This window comes from Protofrankia sp. Cr1 (assembly GCF_963555865.1).
GTDB lineage: Bacteria > Actinomycetota > Actinomycetes > Frankiales > Frankiaceae > Protofrankia.
Genome location: NZ_CAUVXO010000142.1, coordinates 2,277 through 3,309 on the forward strand (window position 1 = coordinate 2,277; position 1,033 = coordinate 3,309).

Here is a 1,033-nt window from a genome sequence, read left to right on the forward strand (position 1 = left end):
GATCATTGATGGCGCCGGACGAGGATCGACCCAAAACGGGCTTTCAGCTCGGCGGGACGAAGGGGCCGGGTGCGGGTTGCTCAACCGGCTGGGTCGGCTGCATCCGCTGGGTCGGGTGCGGGGAGACCGGATGCTGGAATGCCGGATTCGGGTAGGGCGACGGCTGCCATCCCGGCGGGCCGCCGGTGAGCCGCCGATGTGCACGTGCGGTGCGTTCGGCGAGGACCGCGGACAGGTAGGCCCAACCGGGTGTACCCGGCGGCGGTGGTGGCGTGACGACGGCAAGCACGGAAGCCACGAGCTGGCTGCCGATTCGCTCGCGAGCCTCGGGCGAGAGCTCCTGGACCCGGCCGAGGAATTGACGGACGGAGAGCGCCAGGGCGTCCCCGAACACGGACAGGTCCAGGCTGGACGCCCAGTAGGCGAGCTGCGGAGGCATCATCACCGGCGCGGCGTTACCGCGTGGGATCCGCTCCTGTAGGACGACCGTGCCGGCGAGGAGGTCGCCCAGCCGCTTGGATTTCTCCGAGATCAGCATGCTGACCACGGCGGGGATCCCCAGCAGGGCACCGGGTCTTTCGACCACGGCACCGAGCAGGCCGCGGACGAAGGCATGGCGGAACCGGATCGGTCCGCCGTCGTCGCGCACCACGCGCAGCCCCATGGCCACCTTGCCGATGGTGCGTCCATGCCAGACGGTCTCGGCCGTCACCGGGTAGCCGACCAGTACCGTGACCACGATGAGCAGATAGACGGTGGCGGCGAGCGCGTCGTTGTCCGGACCCACGATCATGAACGCGGCGAAGGCCATGATGAGGAGCGCGACGACCTGAAGGCTGAGGTCGACAGTGGCGGCGATGAGCCGCGAGCCGAGCCGGGCGACTCGAAGGTCGATCGTGACGGCTTCGCCGGTGACCAACTGGCTCACGCCGCGTCTCCGGTCCGTGTCGTCTCCCGCATGATTCTGGACGATATCTCCCGGGGGGTGCAGGCCCGGGCAGGGGCACCCATTATCCTCAACCTGCCTGTTCCC

General features: G+C 69.1%; 1 protein-coding gene. It reads right to left on the reverse strand.

From position 1 onward, the window contains the following. Positions 1-43: 43 nt before the first annotated feature. Positions 44-928 carry an RDD family protein gene (locus U9980_RS13305; protein ID WP_322768195.1) on the reverse strand — a complete coding sequence of 295 codons (885 nt, stop codon included), beginning with the start codon at positions 926-928 and terminating at the stop codon, positions 44-46. Between the last annotated feature and the right edge of the window lie 105 nt (positions 929-1,033).